Below are 20493 nucleotides of genomic sequence, written 5' to 3' on the forward strand. Positions count from 1 at the left end.
CCGTGTGACGCGCAGTCGTAGGCGCCCTCGCCGTACACCACCATCGACGAGGCGACGCCGAAGCGCAGCCGTGCCGGGAACGTCCGCCCCGGCCGGGGACGCGGCCCCTCACCGGAACCGCACCCCCGGCCGCCTTCGCGCCGCACTCGGCCGGACCTCCCCCACGAAAGCCACGACGTCGCGCGGCGCGCCACCGAGGAGTCACGGATCACCGATGTCACGACGGATGACACCGGCGGCCGCCCGCCGGGTGGTCCGGCGTGCCGTACCGTCCGCTGCCCAGACCGGGCCCCGGGGTAACCGCGCCACCATGCCCGGGGTCCAGAACCCATGCGGACGGGCGACCACCGGACCGGCCGAGCCTCCGGTGAAAGGACACCGGGTCCGGCCGCCCGCGGGGCGACTCCCTGAGGGTTCGAAACCGCTCCTAGAGCGTTCCAAAATCCCCTCATCCCCGCCAGTGTTCCGGCTCACCAGAAAACGGTGCGGAACGCTGACCGTTGACCATGCGTTCCGTCATGGCCTGGATACTCTCGGTGCGCTCTGCCTGACACGGGGGCACGCCCCGGCGGCGGGGCGCCGGTTTCCCGGACCCCGCGCCGGACGTCAGGGACGCCAGATGAGAATGAGCGCGCAGTCGTCGTTGTGCCCGGCCGACATGGTGGTGACGAGGTTCCGGGCGCCGTCGCGGAAGCCGGAGGGCAGCAGCCGCTCGGCCTCGCCGAGCAGCCGGTCGAGACCGGCGTCGATGTCGCGGCCCGGTTGCTCGATCAGCCCGTCGGTGTAGAGCATGAGCGCGTCGCCTCTGCGGAGCATGCCCTTGTCGGCCTCGCAGTGCAGGTCGCCGACGACGCCCAGCACCACGCCCTTGGAGGGGGAGACCTTCCAGGTGCCGGTCCCCGCCTCGAACTTGACCACCGGCGGGTGCCCTGCCGAGGTGATCACGTATTCCGCCGTGGCGAGGTTGATCCGCACATGGACCGCCGTGACGAAGCCCTCCGCCTCGCGCTGGCGGCGCAGGTAGGTGTTGCAGGCGCCGAGGAAGTCGTCGACCGAGCCGAGCAGGCCGCCGAAGGCCCCCGACAGCATCAGCGCCCTGGTGCCGGCGTCGACGCCCTTGCCCGAGACGTCGACGAGGGCGAGCTCCAGGACGTCTCCCTCCCGGATGGAGACGAGGAAGTCACCGCCGAAGGAGGAACCGCCCGCCTGCTTGAGCACGACCCGTGAGTCCCAGTCCTTGGGCAGCTTCGGCAGCTCGCTCTGCTTCTTGAGCCGGTCGCGCAGTTCCAGGAGCATCACGTCGCCGCGCAGGCCCTGCACCCCGAGCTTGCCCCGGGTGCGGGCCATCAGGGCGGCCAGCACGGTGGTGAAGCCGAACGTCACCAGCAGGCCGGGGCCGATGTGCCCGACCCCGCGCACGACGGCCACGTAGAGGAGCGAGACGGCGACCGCGCACAGCAGCTTGGACAGGCTGCGCAGCCGGAGCTGCAGCCCGCCGACGAGGGTTATCGGGATCATCAGCGCCGGGGAGAACCACTCCATGGAAGCCTTGGCGGCCAGCGCGCCGACCGCCAGGGTCAGGACGCTCAGCGTGATGAGGAGGTTGCGGTCACGGGCGAACGGCCCGCGCCGCAGGAACCGCACGATGGGTGCCAGAAGGGGGATCCGCGCCAGGAACGCACGGAGCCCAGGAGGAATCAGCGGCACCGGGCGAGAACTCATGATGCGCCTGACTGTATCGGGCTGCCCCCCGTTTGGGCAGCCCACTTGACCGACACCTTGATCATTTAGGGGGGAAATTGAATGGCCCGACGGGTTTGTCACCTCTACCGTGGGAGAAATGTCCTTCACCCTGCGCCCGATGACGGAGACCGACTGGTCCGCCTGGCTCGACATCGACGAGGAGGCGTTCGGCTCCGCCGTTCCGCCGCACCGGAGAGAGCAGTACCGGGCGGTGACGGAGTTCGACCGCTCGCTGGGCGCGTTCGACGGTGATCTGCTGGTGGGCACCGCCGGTGTGTGCAGCTTCACCATGACGGTGCCCGGCGGGCCGATCCCGGTGGCCGGGGTCACCTCCGTCGGGGTGCTGCCCTCGCACCGCCGCCGGGGGATCCTGTCCGCGCTGATGACCCGCCAGCTCGCCGACATCCGCGACCGCGGCGAGTCGGTCGCCGCCCTGTACGCCGCCGAGGCGGCGATCTACGGGCGCTTCGGGTACGGCAGGGCCGCCGACACCATGTTCTTCGACATCCCCCGGCATGGCGCGACCCTGGCCGCGCACGCCCCGGACGACCCCGCTCTCCGGTTGCGCGTCGTCCGCCCGGCGGATGCCCGCGACGTCTTCGAGAAGATCTTCGAGTCCGTCCTCGGCAGCCGGCCGGGGCTGTACGCCCGCACCGCCGCGCGCTGGGACCGGGTGCTGTCGGACCACGACGCCGACCAGCGGGGCGCCGGGCCGCTGCGCGCCGTGGTAGTCGAGGACGACGGCGGTCCGCGCGGCTATGCCCTGTTCCGGATCAGGCCGGGCGCCACCCCGCACGACGTGCCCGACGGCGAACTGCGGCTGCACGAGCTCTTCGCCCTGGATCCCGAGGCTTACGCCCTGCTGTGGCGGCATGTGCTCGACCGTGACCTGGTCGCGCGGATCAGGGCGGCGGCGCGGCCGGTGGACGACCCGCTGATCCACATGCTGGCCGAGCCGCGCCATCTCAACGCGGGCTGGCTGGACGATCTGTGGATCCGCCTGGTGGACGTCGGGCGCGCCCTTGCATCCCGTGCCTACTCGGCGCCGGTGGACGTGGTGATCGAGGTCGCCGACCCCGTGTGCCCGTGGAACGAGGGCCGCGTGCGGTTGACGGCCGGTCCCTCCGGCGTCCGGTGCGTGCCCACCGGCGATCCGGCGGAGGTGTCGCTCCCGGTGACCGCGCTCGGCTCCGCCTATCTGGGCGGCCGTCCGCTGACGCCGCTGCGCTCGGCCGGGCTGGTGCGCGAGGCGCGGGCGGGAGCCGTACGGGAGCTGTCGACGGCGATGTCCTGGGAGCCGGCCCCCTGGGCGGGGCTGGTCTTCTGAGCCCTCCCGCGGGCCCCGGCCCGCGGGTTACGGTGGAGGGCATGGCACTGCAGAGCTTGCAGATCACCTCGCTCACCGCGATGCGGGCCCGGGACGTCTCCCGGCCCACCCGGGAACAACAGGAGGGGGCCGACGCGCGGCCCCTGCGCGACGAGACGCCGCGCAGGGAGCCCCGGCGCGCGGAGCCCCGGTGGGGGGACCGCCCACGCGGGGAGCCGCGCCGCGGGTGACCGGCCCGCGGTACGCGGAAGCCGGTACGCGGAAGCCGTACCGCGGAAGCCTGTCTACGGAAGCGGCGGGAGACCGCCGCCGGTCTCGTACGAGCCGATCTGCGCGATCCGGCGGCCGTGCCTCTCCTGGCCCGAGTACGGCGTGCCGAGGAAGATCTCCACGAACCGGAGCGACTCCTCCTCGCTGTTCGTCCGGGCGCCGAGGCTGATCACGTTGGCGTCGTTGTGCTCGCGGGCGAGCTTGGCGGTGTCGTCGTTCCAGGCCAGGGCGGCGCGGATACCGCGCACCTTGTTGGCGGCGATCTGCTCGCCGTTGCCGGAGCCGCCGATCACGACCCCCAGGCTGCCCGGGTCCCCCGCGACGCCCTCGGCGGCGCGCAGAACGAACGGCGGGTAGTCGTCCTCGGCGTCGTAGACGAACGGACCGCAGTCGGTCACCTCGTGGCCGTTCTCCTTGAGCCAGGAGACGACGCGGTTCTTGAGTTCATAGCCGGCATGGTCGGCACCGATGTAGACACGCACCCGCCCAGTTTCGCAGGTGTATGTCGCCCCGCCGACCCGCCCCCCGGCTAAGGTAATGACCGGCATGCCAACGCACCCCTTACAGGGCCCACGAAAGAGAATCCCACATGCGTGACATCCGAGTGATCGGAGATCCGGTCCTGCGCACGCCCGCCGAGTTCGTCACGGATTTCGACCGCGACCTGCGCCGCCTGATCGACGAGATGTTCGCCGCGATGTACGCCGCGCAGGGCGTCGGCCTCGCCGGCCCGCAGATCGGCGTGTCGAAGAGGCTGTTCGTCTACGACTGCAGCAACCGCAAGGGGCACGTGGTCAACCCCGTGCTGACCGTGGACGACTCCGCGGAGGTCCTCGACGAGGAGGGCTGCCTGTCGGTCCCCGGCCGCGAGACCGGCACCCCGATCTACGCCCGGACCCCCCGCGCCGCCGGCGTCACCGTCGAGGGTTTCGACCGCCTGGGCCGGCCGGTCCGGGTCAAGGCCCGCGGCCTGCTCGCGCGCTGCTTCCAGCACGAGACCGACCACCTCGACGGCATGCTCTACGTCGACCGCCTGCCCAAGGACGCCGCCCGCAAGGTCCTGCTCCAGACCCCCTGACCGGTCCCGGTCCCGGTCCCGGTCCGGTTCACGGTTCAGGGTCCGTTCGCGGTCCGGGATCCGTTCGCGAGCCGGGGTCCGTTCGCGATGCGGGGTCCTTTCGTGAGCCGGGGTCCGTTCGCGGGCCCGCGACGGGCTCGCCGGCCCGCCGTCGTGCGCGCCGGAGCCGCCGGAGCGGCCTGGACGCCAGGCCGAGGCCGGCCAGCAGGAGCAGCGCGACGGCGATCCACTCGTTGGACCCGCCGGGGCCGTAGACGTGGCCCCGGCGGCCGGTGTCGAAGGCCCGCACCGTCTGACCGGGGGTGAACGTCCCGCGGTCGCCGCCGTAGAACGCCACCTCGGGGCGGACCGTCCGGCCGGCGCGGAACTCCCCCAGCCAGGTGCACTGCTCGTGGCCGGGGTGCTGGACGCACTCGACCCGGTGGGCGGTGAAGGCGCCCCAGACGCCGTCGCCGCGGAACGCGGCCAGGGCCGGTCCGAGGTTCTGCGCGGCCAGCAGCAGCAGGACCAGCCCGCCCGCGGCGATGACCAGATCGAACGCGCCGACGCGCGCGGTGCCCGGTCTCATGTCGTCACCGTGCTCCTTCGGGGAGGTTGCCCGGACGCCCCTTCGGGGAGGCCGCCCAGACGGGTCTACCCCACGCGGGCCACCATGACGACCCGGCCCCGTGGCCGGGTCCGGCCGCGGGACCGCCGGTCAGAGCTGGACCGACTTGACCTCCAGGTACTCCTCCAGGCCGAACACGCCCAGCTCGCGCCCCAGACCCGACTGCTTGTAGCCGCCGAAGGGCGCCAGCGGGTTGAACTGTCCGCCGTTGACGGCCACCTGGCCGGTGCGCAGCCTGCGCGCGACGGCGACCCCCTGTTCCTCGGTGCCCGCCCACACCGCGCCGGCCAGGCCGTACGGCGTGCCGTTGGCGATGGCCACGGCCTCGTCCTCACCGCGCGTGTAGGGGATGACCGCCAGGACCGGCCCGAAGATCTCCTCCTGCTCGATCGCCATCCCCGGTTCGACCCCGGCGAACACGGTGGGCTCGACGTAGAAGCCCCGTTCCAGGGGCCGGTCGACGCCGCCGGTGATGAGCCGGGCCCCCTCCTCCTGGCCGCGGTTGATGTAGCGGACGACCCGGTCGCGCTGGGCGGCCGAGACCAGCGGGCCCAGGCGGGTGCGCTCGTCGAAGGGGTCGCCGACGGTGTACTTCGCGGCGGCCTGGGCGGCCAGCCCGACGGCCTCGTCGTACCGGTCACGGTGGACGATCATGCGGGTCCAGGCGGAGCAGGTCTGCCCGGAGTTGAGGAAGGCGTTGGCCACGGTCACCTTGACCGCCGCGGCCAGGTCGGCGTCCGGCAGGATCACGCTGGCCGACTTGCCGCCGAGCTCCAGGGCGACCCGTTTGATCCCCTCGGCCGCCAGCGCGGCGACCCGCCGGCCCGCCCGGGTGGAGCCGGTGAACGACACCATGTCCACGTCCGGGTGGGAGACCAGCGCCTCGCCGATGGTCGGGCCGTACCCGCTGACCATGTTGAACACCCCGGCGGGCAGCCCGACCTCGTCGAAGATCCCGGCCAGCGCGAAGGCCGCCAGCGGCGCCACCTCGCTGGGCTTGAGCACCACCGTGCAGCCGGCGGCGAGCGCCGGCCCGACCTTGCACAGGATCTGGTGGAGGGGGTAGTTCCACGGCGTGATGGCGGCCACCACGCCGACCGGCTCCCGGAAGACCCGGGAGTTGCCGACCCGCTCACCCTCGAAGTCGTAGGAGGCGGCGAGTTCGGCGTAGGAGGCCAGAACCCCGGCGGGCATCAGCGTCTGCACCTTCATCGCCACGCCGTACGGCGCGCCCATGTCGGTGGCGATGATCCTGGCTATCTGGTCGGAGCGCTCGCGTATCAGGTCGGCCGCCGCGGCGAGGATCTTGCCGCGGTCGGCGGGGGCCGTGCCGGACCACGCGGGCAGGGCCGCCCGGGCCGCGGCCACGGCGGCCTCGACGTCGGCGGCCGCCCCGGCGGGCACCCGGTCGACCGTCTCCTCGGTCGCGGGGTTGACGACGTCGATGCCCTCGCCCGAAGCGGACGGCTGCCAGGCTCCGTTCAGATAAAGATGACGCATGACTCTCATCCTCGCGCGCGGATCGTCATAAGGCGAGAGCCCGGCAGGTCAGGCGAGGGGCGGGTCGCGCGGCGTCACGGCGCGGGCCGGACGCGGGGCCCCTCGCCGCGGCGGGCGCTCGGCCGTCTGTATCCCCGAGCGTACGGCGGAACGCGCCGTCTGGCAGTGAATGACCGGCATCTGACCGACATCATTCAAGATTCGTAATATTGGGGATATTTCGGAAGCGCTGAAGGGTGGCTTCCGGTCCTCCCCTCCGCTCCTCCGCGCCGGGGAGGGCAGGACCGGACCGCCACGGGTCACTCGAAGATCGGCGGCCGGGTGCGGGAGCGCTTGAGCTCGAAGAAGCCGTCGGTCTCGGCCACCAGGCGGACGCCGTCCCAGAGCCGGCCGGCGGCCTCGCCCTTGGGGGCGGGCGTGATGACCGGCCCGAAGAACGCGACGCCCTCCACGGAGATCACCGGCGTGCCGACCTCCTGGCCGACCCGGCCGATGCCGTCCTCGTGCGAGGCCCGCACGACGTCGTCGTGGTCCTCGGAGTCCATCGCGTCGGCGAACCCGCGGTCGAGACCGGCGGCCTCCAGGGCCTCCTCGACCGTCTCGCGGAGCCGGTCGAGCTGCTTGAGCATGCCCCGGTTGTGGAAACGGACGCCGAGCTCGGTGTAGAGGCGGCCGACGGTGTCGGAGTCGTACTTCTCCTGCACGGCCGCCACCACCCGGACCGGGCCGATGGCCCTGGCGATCATCTCGCGGTAGGTCTCGGGGACGTCCTTGTCCTCGTTGAGGACGTTGAGGCTCATGATGTGCCAGCGCGGCTCGATGGGCCGCACCTTCTCCACCTCCAGCAGCCAGCGCGACGTTATCCAGGCGTACGGGCAGAAGGGGTCGAACCACAGGTCGACGGGAGTGCGCTCGGTCATCTCTTCAGCTCTCTGGTCGTGAGACTCGTTCATCCGGCGACAACCCTGGACGCGGAGTCCCCTATTCCGGACACGGCCATCGGCGTCCACCGGCCGCTTTATCCTCGGATGGGGTGACCGGCCCGCCCGCGGTCCCCGAGGCGGCGTTCCCCCATGCCGCATGGCAGGATTCGATGGACCCTTCGCAAGGGAGCGGAGGAGTTGTGACGAGGGAGCTGTGGTGGCAGGCAATCTGACCCGTGACGAGGCCCGCGAGCGCGCGCGGCTGCTCAGCGTGCAGTCGTACGCGGTGGAGCTCGATCTGACCGAGGGCGAGGAGCTCTTCGAGAGCGTCACCACGGTCCGCTTCACCAGCGAGCGGGCCGGGGCCGGGACGTTCATCGAGCTGGCCGACGCCAGGATCCGCTCGGCGGTCCTGAACGGGGTCGAGCTGGACGTGAGCGCCTACGACCCGGAGACCGGGCGACTGCCGCTGCCGGGCATCGCCGAGGTCAACGAGCTGCGCGTCGACGCCGACTGCCGCTACACGCACACCGGCGAGGGCCTGCACCGCTTCGTGGACCCCGTCGACAAGAACGTCTACCTGCACAGCCAGTTCGAGACGGCCGACGCCCACCGGATGTACGCCTGCTTCGACCAGCCCGACCTGAAGGCGACCTTCGAGCTGACCGTGCTCGCGCCCTCGCACTGGGAGGTCGTCTCCAACGCCGCGCCCGACGAGATCGAGGAGATGGAGGGGCACCGCGGCAAGCACGGCGCCCTGCAGGACGCCAAGCGCTGGCACTTCCCCGCCACGCCGGTGATGAGCACCTACATCACCGCGCTGTGCGCCGGGCCGTACCACAAGGTGACCTCCGAGCACGACGGCATCCCGCTGGGCCTGTACTGCCGGGCCTCGCTCGCCGAGCACCTCGACTCCGACAACATCTTCGAGGTCACCCGGCAGGGCTTCGACTTCTTCCACCGGGTCTTCGGGGTCCGCTACCCGTTCGGCAAGTACGACCAGCTGTTCGTGCCGGAGTTCAACGCGGGCGCGATGGAGAACGCCGGCTGCGTGACCTTCCTGGAGGACTACGTCTTCCGCTCCCGCGTCACCGACGCGGTCATCGAGCGCCGCGCCGAGACGATCCTGCACGAGATGGCGCACATGTGGTTCGGTGACCTGGTCACCATGCGCTGGTGGGACGACCTGTGGCTGAACGAGTCGTTCGCCACCTACGCCTCGGTGCTGTGCCAGTCGGAGGCCACCCGCTGGGGCCAGGGCGCCTGGACCACCTTCGCCAACGTGGAGAAGGCCTGGGCCTACCGGCAGGACCAGCTCCCCTCGACCCATCCGATCGCCGCCGACATCGTCGACATGCAGGCGGTCGAGGTCAACTTCGACGGCATCACCTACGCCAAGGGCGCCTCGGTGCTCAAGCAGCTCGTGGCCTACGTCGGCCTGGACAACTTCCTGGCCGGCGTCCGCGACTACTTCAACGAGCACGCCTGGGGCAACACCACGCTCGCCGACCTGCTGGGGGCGCTGGAGCGCACCTCCGGCCGCGACCTGTCGTCCTGGTCCAAGGAGTGGCTGGAGACCGCCTGGGTCAACACGCTGCGTCCGTCGTTCACCGTCGACGACGAGGGCCGCTTCACCTCCTTCGAGGTGCTGCAGGAGGCCCCGGCCGAGTACCCGACGCTGCGCTCGCACCGCGTCGCCGTCGGCCTGTACTCCCTGCGCGGCGAGGAGCTGGTCCGCACCAGGCGCGTCGAGCTCGACGTGGTCGGCGCGCGCACGGCCGTGGCCGAGCTGGTCGGCGAGGTCCAGCCGGACCTGGTGCTGCTCAACGACGACGACCTGACCTACGCCAAGATCCGGCTCGACGAGCGCTCGCTGCGGACGCTGGTCGAGGGCGGCATCAGCAGGTTCACCGAGTCGCTGCCGCGGGCCCTGTGCTGGTCGGCCGCCTGGGACATGACCCGCGACGCCGAGATGGCCGCCCGCGACTACGTGGCCCTGGCGCTCTCCGGACTCGCGTCGATCAAGGACATCTCGGTCGCCCAGGCCGTGCTGCGCCAGGCCCGCCAGGCCGTCCAGCAGTTCGCCGACCCGGCCTGGCGCGCCGAGGGCCTCGCCCTGCTGGCCTCCGGCCTGCGCTCCCTCGTCGCCGGCGCCGAGCCCGGCTCCGACCACCAGCTCGCCTACGTCAACGCCCTGGCCTCCGTGGCCACCTCCGCCGAGGACCTGTCGTTCCTGTCGGGCCTGCTGGACGGCACGACCGTGCTCGACGGGCTGACCGTCGACGCCGACCTGCGCTGGACCCTGGTCCACGCGCTGGCCTCCGGCGGCGTGCTCGGCGAGGAGGACATCGCCGAGGAGCTGCTGCGCGACTCCACCGCCACCGGCGAGCGCTCGGCCGCGCGCTGCCGCGCCGCGCTCCCGACGCCCGGGGACAAGGCCAAGGCGTGGGCGGCCATGACCGAGGGCAAGCTGAGCGGCGCGATGCTCCGCTCCACCATCCTCGGCTTCATGGACCCGAACCACCCGGACCTGCTGGAGCCGTACGCGGCGAAGTACTTCGAGCAGATCGTCCACATCTGGAGCACGTGGACCTTCGACTCTGCGCAGAACTTCGCCGTCGGCTGCTACCCGGCCCTGGCCATCTCCCCGGCCACCGTGGCGAAGACGCAGGACCTGATCTCGGCGGAGCAGCCCCCGCAGGCCCTGCGGCGTCTGCTGCTGGAGGGCGCCGACGGCATCGGGCGTTCCCTGCGCGCCCAGGCCAGGGACGCCGCCGCGGCGGCCTGACCCGCTCGTCCCGGCCGCGTCCCCGCCTCCGGCGGCGGGGGCGCGGCCCATGTGGGCGACATTCCCGGCATCGGCGGCCCCGGAAGGTGATCAGGTGGAATCGGCGCGCGACCTTCTCGTCTCCCTGGCGCGGAGGTATGCCTTCGGCGACGTCGGGGCGCTCGCCCCGGAGGTGATCGGGGAGGCGGGCGCCGTCGAGATCGTGTGCGAGTTCGGCCAGCGGCTGCTCTCGCTCGACGCCGAGGACTTCGCGGCCGAGGCGCGCGGCGTGCCTGCGGACCTGCGGCGGCGCGCGAGGGCCTGCACCATGCCCCAGACGCCCAAGGAGCAGCCGCGCGGCGCGCTCGAGTCGCTGCGCCCGGCCTACGGGCTGCTGCTGGAGGCGATCGCCGTCCGGTGGCACCGGCGCGAGCTGAGCCCGATGGTGGCCGCCCTGCACATCGCCAGCGAGTATCTCCCGCTGCTCGCCTTCGAGCCCGCGCTCGGCAACGCGGGCGACCCCGCCCGCTGGCCGGCGGGGCTGAGCGCGCCGGGCAGCAGGTTCGGCGTGATCGGCGACCGCGAGTGCGACCACACCAAGCCCGAGCAGTCGGCCGCCAACCGGACCCTGCGGGTGGCCGGGGAGCCCGCCGAGGGGTGGCGGGCCTACTTCGACCGCCAGCACAGCCAGGTGGCGGGAGCCCTGGGCACCTGCGTGGCCTCCTGCCGCAACCCCTGCACCGCGATGGACTGGGTCGGGCATCACGTCCGCGACGACCTCACCCTGCGCGCCCGGGTGGCCCTGGCCTTCGCCGAGACCCCCCTCGTACGGCTCCGCCACGCCGCCCCGGTGGGCCACGGGTTCGGCGTCCCCTCCCCCGAGGAGGTCCTGGACGCCTGGGAGCGCAGCCGGGTCGTCCTGGCCAAGAACGACGTGGGCGCCGCGGCGTCCGCCGAGGACGGCTTCCCGCTGCCCGGCCTGCCCAGTCTGTTCTCGGCCGTCGCGGCCGCGCCGGTGACGCCCTCGACGCTGCTGGCGGACATCGCCGCCCACCTGGCGGGGCTTCTGGAGTCCTGATCGGAGCGGACGGCGCGGCCCGCCCCCGGCGGACGGCCACGGCCGGAGTCCCGGTCAGAGCGGGCGACCGCAGCCTTCCACCGGGTCGCAGTGCCAGGGCGGGGGCCCGGGGGCCTGCCGTACGGGCGGCGGGGCCATGGGCCTGCCGGACAGGTCCCACGACGTCATCAGCTCGCCCGCCACCGCCGAGACCAGGCAGCAGGAGGCCGCGAGCAGCAGCAGGACCAGGCCCCGGCGGACGTAGCGCTGCTTGACGTCGGCGACGGCGCCGAGCCGCCCGGCCCGGTGCACCAGCCGGTCGGCCCGGACCCGTGCGTCCCGGTCCCCGTCCCGCTCTCCTCGTTTCATGTCCGGGGCCCCGTCCCGGCCGGCGGTGCGGGCCCGCAGTTCGGCGAGGGCGCTCTCGGAGAAGGCGCCGGCCCGGGAGTCGTCGACCGGCCCCGCGGCGTACGGGCCCGTATGGAAGGCTCCGGCGGGGAAGGTCCCGTCGGCGGACGGGCTCGTGGGCACCCGGGCGGAGTAGAAACGGCGGCGCTCCACGGACCGCGCGGCGAGGCGGGTGCTGTACGGCCAGAGCGCGGCGGCGAGCGTCACGATCGCCATCGCGCACAGGAACAGACCCGCCCACCACAGCCAGCTCACCTCCGCCGGGAGGTCGCGCGGCGTCAGCCGGGCGGCCGTCACCCCGCCGGTGAGGGCCGTCCCGGCCAGGAAGGCGGCCCTGCGGTCCGCGAGGCCGCTCCTGTCGCGCGCGTCGGCCAGGAGGCCCGTGAGATAGGCGAACACCTGGTCCGGCGCCTTTCGCACCATTCCCCCCGTGAAATGTGAACGGCAGGACCGTCTCCGGCCCGACCCGGGCCTTTACCCGATATCAGGAAAGGAACGCATGTCATATCAGAAATCGGGGTATCGCGTATCGTTTTCGCGGACGCCACGGGCCGGTACGGGCACCGCGGACCGGAGCGGACGGAAGCGGGCACCGCGGGCCGGAGCGGGCATAGCGGGCCGGCGGGGCTTCACCGGAGAAGGAGGACTCCGCGCGGCGCGATCCGGCATCCGGCATCCGGCATCCGGAGGGACGCTCCGGGATCCGCCCGGCCGAGGACGCGGGACCCGTCGTACGGCGCGCCACGGGCAAGGGACCCCTCGCACGGCCCGCCCTCCGGGGGCCTCGCCCGAGCGGCCGGGGGCCCGCACGGCGCGGCGCGGAACGGAGAAGACGCCGGTCACCGGCCATCCGGGACGCTAAGATCACGTACGTGCGCGCCGTTCGCGAGGCGGTGGGCGACGCCGGGTTCTCTAGAGAGGAAATATGTAGATACCCGGCCGCCTGCGGTCCAAGCGGGCAATGGCGGTCACAAAAGTATGAGAAACCCAATACTAGGCACCCCTGGGGACGTCAGCTACCGTGAGTTACGTGGATTCCGGCCAGGTACCAGAAGACGGTAACAACGCGTCACCGATTTGGGTCAGTGACCGGCCGGCCGACGACAGGCCGGCACCCCGACCCACCGCGCCCGAGCCCGCGTCCGTGCCCGTCAGACGAGCCTCCCTGAGAGAGCTGTTCGACGACCCCAGGTACGGCCACCTGCGCCGGCGCGCGCTGATCGCCGTCGTCGTGGGCGTCGTCGCGGGAGTGCTGCTGGCGAACTGGAGGCTGGGCCTCACCGCCGCCGTGCTCGCGGCGATCGCCGACACGGTGATACGCGCCCGCTCGCACTCCACCGTGCCCGCCTGGCGGCGCGCCTCGGTCGCGGAACGGCGCACGGAGGCGCAGCTCAAGGGGCTGGAGCGGCGCGGCTACCGCACCCTGCACGCGCGGGCCATCCCGGGCAGCGAGGCCCAGATCGACCATCTGGTCGTCGGCCCGACCGGCGTCTACGCCGTCGACTCCGAGAAATGGGACAAGCGCCTGCCGGTCCGCGTCCAGTCGCACCGCAAGCTGTTCCACGGCCCGTTCAACCAGAAGCCCCGCATCGACGAGGCGCGCTGGGAGGCGGCCCAGGCGAGCGAGCTGATCGGCAAGGCGCTGGGCCGCGAGATCACGATCATCCCCTCCCTCGCCATCTACGGCCCGGCGATCCCGTGGAAGATCCTCAACGTCCGCGAGGTGGACGTCTTCGACGGCAGCCGCGTCCGCAAGTGGATCACCAAGCGGGAGCGGTCGCTGACCGCGGAGGAGATCGACACGATCTACCGCGCCGCCGCCGAGGTGCTGCCCGCCCGCTACCCCGAGGACTGAGCGCGCCCCGTGACCCGGCCGCCCCGGGCCCCGGTGCGCCGCGCGCTTCTCCCGCGTCGTCTCCCCGCGCCCCGCGACCCCTCCCCGCGAGGGGTCGCGGGGCGCGCGGCCGTCTCATGGTGCGGCCCCTCCGTCTCGTGAGATGGACACGACGTCTCACGCACTGAGCGGTGGCCGTACCATTTGAGGACACGGTTTCGATGATGGGAGAAGCCTCATGCCCGCCCTCAGGTCACGTACGGTCACCCACGGCAGGAACATGGTCGGAGCCCGGGCCCTGCTTCGGGCGACGGGTGTGGCGGGCGGTGACTTCGGCAAACCGATCATCGCGGTCGCCAACAGCTTCACCCAGTTCGTCCCCGGGCACGTCCACCTCCGCGAGGTCGGCGACGTGGTGGCCGGGGCGATCCGCGAGGCGGGCGCGATCCCCCGCGAGTTCAACACGATCGCGGTCGACGACGGCATCGCCATGGGCCACGGCGGCATGCTGTACTCGCTGCCCAGCCGCGAGCTGATCGCCGACGCGGTCGAGTACATGGTCAACGCGCACTGCGCCGACGCCCTGATCTGCGTCTCCAACTGCGACAAGATCACCCCGGGCATGCTGCTGGCCGCCTTCCGGCTCAACATCCCCACGGTGTTCGTCTCCGGCGGCCCGATGGAGGCCGGCAAGACGCCGGGCCGCAAGCTCGACCTGATCGACCCCATGGTGGCGGCGGCCGACGACAGCGTCTCGGACGCCGAGCTGCTGGAGATGGAGGAGAACGCCTGCCCGACCTGCGGCTCGTGCAGCGGGATGTTCACCGCCAACTCGATGAACTGCCTCGCCGAGGCCATCGGCCTGGCCCTGCCGGGCAACGGCACGATCCTGGCCACGCACAGGGCGCGCAAGACGCTGTTCGAGGACGCCGGGCGGCAGCTGGTGGAGATCACCCGTCGCTACTACGAGGACGGCGACGAGAGCGTCCTGCCGCGCAACATCGCCACCAAGGACGCGTTCGAGAACGCCATGGCGCTGGACGTGGCGATGGGCGGCTCGACCAACACGATCCTGCACATCCTCGCCGCGGCCCGCGAGGCCGGGGTCGACTTCGGCCTCAAGGAGATCAACGAGATCTCCCTGCGGGTGCCGTGCCTGTGCAAGGTGGCCCCGGCCACCTCCAAGTACCACGTCGAGGACGTCCACCGCGCGGGCGGCATCCCCGCCATCCTCGGCGAGCTGGACCGCGCCGGGCTGATCCACCGCGACGTGCGGTCCGTGGCCGGCGGGACCCTGGGCGACGTCATCGACGCGTGGGACCCGTGTTCGGCGAACCCCAGGCCCGAGGCCCTGGAGCTGTGGCACGCCGCCCCGGGCAACGTGCGCACCGTCAAGCCCTACTCCCAGGACTCCCGCTGGGAGTCGCTGGACCTGGACCGGGCGGAGGGCTGCGTGCGCGACCTCGAGCACGCCTACACCCGTGACGGGGGCCTGGCCGTCCTCTACGGCAACATCGCCGTCGACGGCTGCATCGTCAAGACCGCCGGGGTGGACGAGTCGATCTGGAGGTTCACCGGGCCGGCCGTGGTGTTCGAGTCGCAGGAGGAGGCCGTCGAGGGCATCCTCGGTGACCGGGTCAAGGCCGGAGACGTCGTGGTGATCCGCTACGAGGGTCCCAAGGGCGGGCCGGGCATGCAGGAGATGCTCTACCCCACCTCGTTCCTGAAGGGCAGGGGCCTGGGCAAGGCGTGCGCGCTGATCACCGACGGCCGCTTCTCCGGCGGCACCAGCGGGCTGTCCATCGGCCACGCCTCCCCGGAGGCGGCCGAGGGCGGCCTCATCGCCCTGGTCGAGGACGGCGATCTCGTCGAGATCGACATCCCGGGCCGTTCGATCGGGCTGAAGGTCTCCGAGGAGGAGCTGTCGGCCCGGCGGCAGCGGCTCCTGGCCGAGCTGGGCGGCTACCGGCCGCGTGACCGCCACCGCCCGGTGAGCGCCGCCCTGCAGGCCTACGCCGCGCTGACCACCTCGGCCTCCACCGGCGCCTCGCGGGACCTGTCGCAGCTGTCGCGCTGACCGCCCCGGCCTCCGCCGGCGCCTCGCGGGACCTGTCGCGGCCCTCGCGCCGGCCGTCCCGGTCTCCGCCGGGCCGTCCGGCGGGGGCCTGTCGCAGCCGTCGCTCTGACCTCGGGATCCTCTCGGATACGTCCTGTCGCATCCGAGAGGATTTTCGAAAAATGTCGGTGTTCGGACGTACCATGGAGACATGGCAAACGTCACGAAGTCCCCGGCCAGCCCGCTGACGACCGCCGAAATCGCCGCCCTCGCCCTGTCCCTCGCCCACCTCGGCTCGGGCCCGCAGGCCACCGCCGCCCGCCTCGGCCTGCGCCACGCGTTCGAACAGCTGCACCTCGACGACGGGGTCGTCGCCGCCACGCTGGCGACCCTCACCGAACCGATGCCCGACGCGGTGGCCGACCGGGCCCGGACCATCGCGGGCGCCATCACCTCGCGCACGGTGATCCGGCTGCACTACCGGGACGTCTCGGGCCGGATCACCGTCCGTGAGGTCGATCCGGTGACGTGCATGGTCCACCGTGACCACTGGTACCTCGTGGGCATGTGCCGGCTGCGGCACGGCATCCGGGCCTTCCGGTTCGACCGGATCATCGCCACCGAGCCGACCTTCGCCCCCGCCCGGCCGCACCTGGCCACCGACTTCCTGCCGTTCCAGGGCAAGCGGGCGGCCTGACACCCGCCCGAGCCGTCCGGCGGGTCCCGCCCACGCCGGGGCCCGCGGGAACGGCGCCCTGACACCGTCTGGGCGGTGTCAGGGTCCACGGCGGAGCCGGGGGCGGCTACCCGCAGCAGCCGCCCCCGCAGCACCCGCCTCCGCCTCCGGCGGGGCGAGGGGCAGCGCCACCGGACGTGCCACCGGACGCGCCGGTGACGGCGACCGTGGACAGCAGCCTGACGGTGTCGTCGTGTCCGCCCGGGCAGGAGGCGGGCTCGTCGGAGCGGGCCATCGGCCGGGAGAGCTCGAAGGTGGAGCCGCAGGAGCGGCAGCGGAATTCATAACGCGGCATGGCACACAAGCGTACTCACGCGAACGCGACGGAGGCGTAGTCGGCGACGGGGACGTACCCGATCGCCTGATAGATCGCATTGGACGTGGGGTTGGCCAGGTTCGTGAAGAGCAGCACCTCGGTGGCGCCCCCGGCGAGCGCCCCGGCCGTCGCGGCGTGGGTGACGGCCGTGCCGTACCCGCGGCCGCGGAAGGCGGGCGGCGTGTAGACGGGGCCGATCCTGGAGACGCCCGCGATGGGCGCGGAGACCCCGGCGAACGCGACCGGCTCGCCGTCCGCCTCCCACAGCACCAGTTCCTCCCGGGTGATCCTGCTGGCCACCAGCGGCCTCAGGTCGAACGCCACGGACTCGTGCTCCTCCTCCTGGAAGGCGACGTTCCAGGCGACGAGCAGGTCGAGGTCGGCGGCGCCGGCCGTACGGGCGGCTCCCCCGGCGGTGGGCGACGGCGCGTGGAGGGCGCCGATACGGTAGAGACGCTCGGAGCGGCGCCCCGCCTCCGGCCGCCACCAGGCGGCGGCGAACGCCTCGACCGCCTCCTCGGGGCCCGAGACGCCGGGCACCCGCCGCTCCGCCTCGATGAGCCTGGTGGCCAGGTCTCGCACGGCGTCGGCGGGGACGTCGGGGAGCAGCAGGGGACGGGGCGGCGTCTGGCTCGCCGCCGCGACGACCTCGCCGCCGCGCTCCAGCCAGCCCAGCAGGAGGTCCTCGCCCCACAGCCCGGCGCGCATGGCGCGCAGGACCGTGAGCGGCATGGTGTTGCGGATCGGGTCGCGCAGCAGCAACGGCTCCGCCGCCCTGGCGTACTCCTCGATGTCCGAGGTGAACGTCCAGGTCATCCGGCCGTCACCCCGCGGACCGATGGGCGCTCACGCCGCGTTCTCGGCGAGGTAGGGGGCCCACAGGGGGTCTCCGACGTTCTGCGCGCCGATCAGCCGCCAGTGGACGCCGCGCGGCACCACCGGGGCGACGCTGAGCGTCCACCCGATCTCCTCCAGCATCCGGTCGGCCTTGCGGTGGTTGCACGGCATGCACGAGGCCACGCAGTTCTCCCACGTGTGGGGGCCGCCCCGGGAGCGCGGGATCACATGGTCGATGGTCTCGGCCCGCTGGCCGCAGTAGGCGCAGCGGTAGTCGTCGCGGCGCATCAACGCGGTCCGGGTCAGCGGGATCCGCGACCGGTACGGGATGCGGACGTATCGGCGCAGCCTGATCACCGAGGGCGCGTCGAGGGTGCGGCTCGCCGAGCGGATCACGGCGCCCTGCCCGTCACGGTGCACGACGTCGGCCTTCTCCCGCAGCACGAGCACGACGGCCCGGTGCAGGGAGAGCGTGGTAAGGGGCTCGTAGGTGGCGTTCAAGAGCAGGACCTGGCGCATCAGCGAGCATCTCCCGCCGCACACGTCCCCAGGGTCCCCAGGGCCGTCAGGTGATGGGGCACGCCGTGGCGTACCCCGACTGGCGGCCCCTCCTGAGGCCCGGATGTTTCCGTCACGATGACCTCCGCCGGACGGCCCAGCGGATGATCACCCCGGCGCCGTCCTTCACCAAGTTTGGCTTCTGCATCGTCGTTCCCGCCACCCATAAAAGGCTGGAGAGACGCCTGGTACGTTTTATGCCCGCATTACCAGTTTTTAACTCCTCCCCCGGCGCACCGGTTCCGCCCGGCGCGCTGGTGACGCCGGGACGCCGCCGGAGGTCGTAGGGTTCCTGCCATGACGCGACAGCCGTACCCTCCAGCCAGCCGTGACGACATCGTCGAGAACCCGCACGGCACCCCCGTCCCCGACCCCTACCGGTGGCTGGAGGACCCCGACGACCCGGCCACCCAGGGATGGCTGGCCGCGCAGGAGAAGCTGTTCGCGGCCGAGATGAGCGCCCTGCCCGGACGTGAGGCGTTCAGGTCGCGGATCACCGAGCTGCTGCGGTCCGGCTCGGTAGGGGCTCCGGTCTGGCGCGGGAACCGGTCGTTCTTCACCCGCCGCACCCCCGACCAGGAGCACGCGGTGCTCTACACCGTCGATCCCGGCGGCGCCGAGCGGACGCTGTTCGACCCGATGGCGCTCGACCCGACCGGGCTCACCACCCTCGACTCCTGGCAGCCCGACAAGGAGGGCCGGCTGCTCGCCTACCAGATCTCGGTGGGCGGCGACGAGGAGTCCAGCCTCTACCTCATGGACGTCGCGACCGGAGAGCGGATCGAGGGGCCGATCGACCGGTGCCGCTACTCCCCGGTGGCCTGGCTGCCCGGAGGAGAGGCCTTCTACTACGTGCGCCGGCTCCCCTCCACGGAGGTCCCCGAAGGGGAGGAGCAGTTCCACCGCCGCGTCTACCTCCACCGGGTCGGCACCTCCACCGAAGACGACGTGCTGATCTTCGGCGAGGGCATGGAGAAGACCAACTACTACGGCGTGGCGGTGTCGCGCGACGGCCGCCGGCTGCAGATCTCCGCCTCCCGCGGCACCGCGCCGCGCAACGACCTGTGGGTGGCCGACCTGTCCGCCTCCTCCCCCGACTCGCCCGAGCTGACCGTCGTCCAGGAGGGCGTGGACGCCCAGACCGCGCTGCACTTCGGCCGCGACGGCCTGCTGTACGTCTTCACCGACCGCGACGCGCCGCGCGGCCGGATCTGCGTGACCGACCCCTCGGAGCCCCTGGCCGAGCGGTGGCGCGACCTGATCCCGCAGGATCCCGAGGCGGTGCTGACCGACTACGCGATCCTCGACGACCTCGACCGCCCCGTCATGCTCGTCGGCTGGACCCGCCACGCGATCAGCGAGATCACCGTCCACGACCTGGCGACCGGCGAGCGCGTCGGAGAGGTGCCCACGCCCGGCCTGGGCACGATCGGCGGCATCACCGAGCGCCCCGAGGGCGGTCACGAGGCGTGGTTCGGCTACACCGACAACACCACCCCGCCGACCATCCAGCGCTACGACGCCCGCACCGGCGAGACCACGCTGTGGGCGGCCTCCCCCGGCGCCGTCGAGGTGCCCGCCGTCCACACCGAGCAGGTGACCTACCACTCGGCCGACGGCACCGAGGTCCACATGCTGGTGATCAGCAAGCCCGGCGCCGAGGGCCCGCGCCCGACCATCCTGTACGGCTACGGCGGCTTCGGCCTGTCGATGTCGCCGGGTTACTCCGCCTCCATCCTGGCGTGGGTCGAGGCGGGCGGCGCCTACGCCGTCGCCCAGCTCCGCGGCGGCGGTGAAGAGGGCGAGGAGTGGCACCGCGCGGGGATGCTCGCCAACAAGCAGAACGTCTTCGACGACCTGCACGCGGCGGCCGAGCACCTGATCGCCACCGGGATCACCACCCCGGACCGACTCGGCATCTCCGGCGGCTCCAACGGCGGCCTGCTGGTCGGCGCGGCGCTCACCCAGCGCCCCGAGCTGTACGCCGCCGTCGTCTGCTCGGCCCCGCTGCTGGACATGGTCCGCTACGAGCTGTTCGGCCTCGGCGCCACCTGGAACGTCGAGTACGGCACGGCCGAGAAGCCCGACGAGTTCGCCTGGCTGCACGCCTACTCGCCGTACCACAACGTCCGGGAGGGCGTGTCCTACCCGGCGACGCTGTTCACCGTCTTCCAGTCGGACACCCGGGTCCACCCGCTGCACGCCTGGAAGACGTGCGCCGCCCTGCAGCACGCGCAGGCGGGCGACCGGCCGATCCTGCTTCGCAACGAGACCGAGGTGGGCCACGGCGCCCGCGCGGTGAGCAGGACCGTCGAGCTGGCCGCCGACCAGCTCACCTTCCTGGCCCGCCACACCGGCCTGGCCGTCTGACGCGGCTCCTCCCGCTGCTCCTCCCGGCCGACGATCCGGGCCTCCCCGGCGGCGGCGGACCCGCGGGGTCCGGGAGAGGAGACGCTCTCTCGCGGCGCCCGCCCGG

The 20493-nt window shown here is 72.6% G+C and carries 18 protein-coding genes; 9 read left to right on the forward strand and 9 right to left on the reverse strand.

The window, feature by feature from the left end; genetic code table 11:
- Positions 1–606: 606 nt before the first annotated feature.
- Positions 607–1722, reverse strand: a complete 1116-nt coding sequence (locus AB0D67_RS37375) for a PP2C family protein-serine/threonine phosphatase (RefSeq protein WP_362946650.1) — start codon at positions 1720–1722, stop codon at positions 607–609.
- 118 nt (positions 1723–1840) lie between these two features.
- On the opposite strand from AB0D67_RS37375, the gene AB0D67_RS37380 reads away from it, so the two are divergent.
- Both AB0D67_RS37380 and AB0D67_RS37385 read left to right on the forward strand, forming a co-directional pair.
- Complete coding sequence (locus AB0D67_RS37380; RefSeq protein WP_362946653.1) at positions 1841–3070, forward strand: GNAT family N-acetyltransferase; 1230 nt, start codon at positions 1841–1843, stop codon at positions 3068–3070.
- A gap of 41 nt (positions 3071–3111) precedes the next feature.
- Positions 3112–3300, forward strand: coding sequence for a hypothetical protein (locus AB0D67_RS37385; protein ID WP_362946655.1), 189 nt, complete (start codon positions 3112–3114; stop codon positions 3298–3300).
- 54 nt (positions 3301–3354) lie between these two features.
- On the opposite strand, the gene AB0D67_RS37390 is transcribed toward AB0D67_RS37385, so the two are convergent.
- Entirely contained in the window at positions 3355–3822 is a 468-nt protein-coding gene (locus AB0D67_RS37390) for a ribose-5-phosphate isomerase (protein ID WP_362946658.1), read from the reverse strand.
- Between the two features lie 107 nt (positions 3823–3929).
- Between AB0D67_RS37390 and def the strand changes: the two genes are divergently transcribed.
- Complete coding sequence (def, locus tag AB0D67_RS37395; protein WP_362946661.1) at positions 3930–4418, forward strand: peptide deformylase; 489 nt, start codon at positions 3930–3932, stop codon at positions 4416–4418.
- A gap of 28 nt (positions 4419–4446) precedes the next feature.
- On the opposite strand, the gene AB0D67_RS37400 is transcribed toward def, so the two are convergent.
- The 3 genes from AB0D67_RS37400 to AB0D67_RS37410 all read right to left on the reverse strand — a co-directional run bounded on the left by AB0D67_RS37400 (position 4447) and on the right by AB0D67_RS37410 (position 7445).
- On the reverse strand, positions 4447–4986 hold the full coding sequence (locus tag AB0D67_RS37400; protein ID WP_362946663.1) for a hypothetical protein: 540 nt from the start codon (positions 4984–4986) through the stop codon (positions 4447–4449).
- A 129-nt stretch (positions 4987–5115) separates the two neighbouring features.
- Positions 5116–6525, reverse strand: coding sequence for an aldehyde dehydrogenase family protein (locus tag AB0D67_RS37405; RefSeq protein WP_362946665.1), 1410 nt, complete (start codon positions 6523–6525; stop codon positions 5116–5118).
- Between the two features lie 299 nt (positions 6526–6824).
- Positions 6825–7445, reverse strand: coding sequence for a disulfide bond formation protein DsbA (locus AB0D67_RS37410; protein ID WP_362946668.1), 621 nt, complete (start codon positions 7443–7445; stop codon positions 6825–6827).
- Positions 7446–7665: 220 nt separating this feature from the next.
- Here AB0D67_RS37410 and pepN point away from each other — a divergent pair, with 220 nt between their 5' ends.
- Entirely contained in the window at positions 7666–10236 is a 2571-nt protein-coding gene (gene pepN / locus AB0D67_RS37415) for an aminopeptidase N (protein ID WP_362946670.1), read from the forward strand.
- Positions 10237–10330: 94 nt separating this feature from the next.
- On the forward strand, positions 10331–11293 hold the full coding sequence (locus tag AB0D67_RS37420; RefSeq protein WP_362946672.1) for a hypothetical protein: 963 nt from the start codon (positions 10331–10333) through the stop codon (positions 11291–11293).
- 54 nt (positions 11294–11347) lie between these two features.
- Here AB0D67_RS37420 and AB0D67_RS37425 read toward each other — a convergent pair whose 3' ends face one another.
- Entirely contained in the window at positions 11348–12103 is a 756-nt protein-coding gene (locus AB0D67_RS37425; RefSeq protein WP_362946675.1) for a hypothetical protein, read from the reverse strand.
- Positions 12104–12824: 721 nt separating this feature from the next.
- On the opposite strand from AB0D67_RS37425, the gene AB0D67_RS37430 reads away from it, so the two are divergent.
- The 3 genes from AB0D67_RS37430 (at position 12825) to AB0D67_RS37440 (ending at position 16267) form a co-directional block, all read left to right on the forward strand.
- Positions 12825–13535, forward strand: coding sequence for a nuclease-related domain-containing protein (locus AB0D67_RS37430; RefSeq protein WP_362946677.1), 711 nt, complete (start codon positions 12825–12827; stop codon positions 13533–13535).
- A 217-nt stretch (positions 13536–13752) separates the two neighbouring features.
- Positions 13753–15591 carry a dihydroxy-acid dehydratase gene (gene ilvD / locus AB0D67_RS37435; protein WP_362946679.1) on the forward strand — a complete coding sequence of 613 codons (1839 nt, stop codon included), beginning with the start codon at positions 13753–13755 and terminating at the stop codon, positions 15589–15591.
- Between the two features lie 190 nt (positions 15592–15781).
- A complete protein-coding gene (locus AB0D67_RS37440) occupies positions 15782–16267 on the forward strand; it encodes a WYL domain-containing protein (RefSeq protein ID WP_362946682.1) in 486 nt (161 codons plus the stop codon).
- A 106-nt stretch (positions 16268–16373) separates the two neighbouring features.
- Here the strand turns inward: AB0D67_RS37440 and AB0D67_RS37445 are convergent, their stop codons facing one another.
- From AB0D67_RS37445 to AB0D67_RS37455, 3 genes are read right to left on the reverse strand one after another with little or no spacing between them, the layout of a single operon-like run.
- Positions 16374–16601, reverse strand: a complete 228-nt coding sequence (locus AB0D67_RS37445; RefSeq protein ID WP_362946685.1) for a zinc ribbon domain-containing protein — start codon at positions 16599–16601, stop codon at positions 16374–16376.
- 15 nt (positions 16602–16616) lie between these two features.
- Positions 16617–17438, reverse strand: a complete 822-nt coding sequence (locus tag AB0D67_RS37450; protein WP_362946687.1) for a GNAT family N-acetyltransferase — start codon at positions 17436–17438, stop codon at positions 16617–16619.
- 30 nt (positions 17439–17468) lie between these two features.
- The gene (locus AB0D67_RS37455; protein ID WP_362946693.1) at positions 17469–17978 is read right to left on the reverse strand and encodes an HNH endonuclease; all 510 of its coding nucleotides are present in this window, start codon (positions 17976–17978) and stop codon (positions 17469–17471) included.
- 336 nt (positions 17979–18314) lie between these two features.
- On the opposite strand from AB0D67_RS37455, the gene AB0D67_RS37460 reads away from it, so the two are divergent.
- Positions 18315–20387 carry a prolyl oligopeptidase family serine peptidase gene (locus AB0D67_RS37460; RefSeq protein WP_362946690.1) on the forward strand — a complete coding sequence of 691 codons (2073 nt, stop codon included), beginning with the start codon at positions 18315–18317 and terminating at the stop codon, positions 20385–20387.
- Positions 20388–20493 lie beyond the last annotated feature (106 nt).

This window comes from Streptosporangium sp. NPDC048047, from assembly GCF_040653115.1.
Lineage (GTDB): Bacteria > Actinomycetota > Actinomycetes > Streptosporangiales > Streptosporangiaceae > Streptosporangium.